Raw genomic sequence first — 584 nt, 5'->3', positions numbered from 1 at the left:
CGACCTCACGGAGCGGATCAAGGTCGCCGCCGACACCTTGCGCCTGCGGCCCAACATCCGGCGGGTAGAAGGTCACACGCAGATCCTGTTGGGCGCGTCCGACGGCAAGGCCATCACCGATGGTGAGGTAACGCTGGCCGCGCGCATCGAGGACGCCTACCGCACCGTGGTGGGCTCCCAGTAGCCTCTTGACCATGACGGCGCCGATATACGACAGCAAGGGCCAGCTCCAGCAGATCGAGAGCGGCCTGCTCGAGGGTGAACAGATCATCGCGGTGTACGACGCCGTCGGCGCCGGCACCGGTTTCATCGGCCTCACCACCCGCCGGGTGATCATCCAGGACAAGTCCTTCGTCGGTAAGCGCTTCGCGATCACCAGCATCCCCTACTCCAAGGTGAGCAGCGTGAGCGTGGTCAGCAACAAGAGCTGGGCCGGCCAGTTCTTCTCGACCGGCACGATCGCGATCAGCGTGGGCACCCACACCTACGAGGTCGAGTTCCGCGGTTCGGAGAAGACCCAGCACGTGCACAACGTGATCCTGCATTACGCGTCCTGACCGACAAGTCCCGCCACCTGCCGCCGC

At 65.1% G+C, this 584-nt stretch carries 1 protein-coding gene and 1 pseudogene; both read left to right on the top strand.

All coding sequences use genetic code 11. From position 1 onward, the window contains the following. A pseudogene (locus tag DMB66_RS60425) lies at positions 1–184 on the top strand (pterin dehydratase); the annotation flags it as partial. Between the two features lie 10 nt (positions 185–194). Continuing rightward, on the top strand, positions 195–557 hold the full coding sequence (locus DMB66_RS60420) for a PH domain-containing protein (RefSeq protein WP_125812592.1): 363 nt from the start codon (positions 195–197) through the stop codon (positions 555–557). The last annotated feature ends 27 nt before the right edge of the window (positions 558–584 follow it).

Source organism: Actinoplanes sp. ATCC 53533, assembly GCF_003947245.1.
The sequence above is the reverse complement of the archived record's forward strand: the minus strand, read 5'-3'. Positions and strand labels throughout refer to the sequence as shown.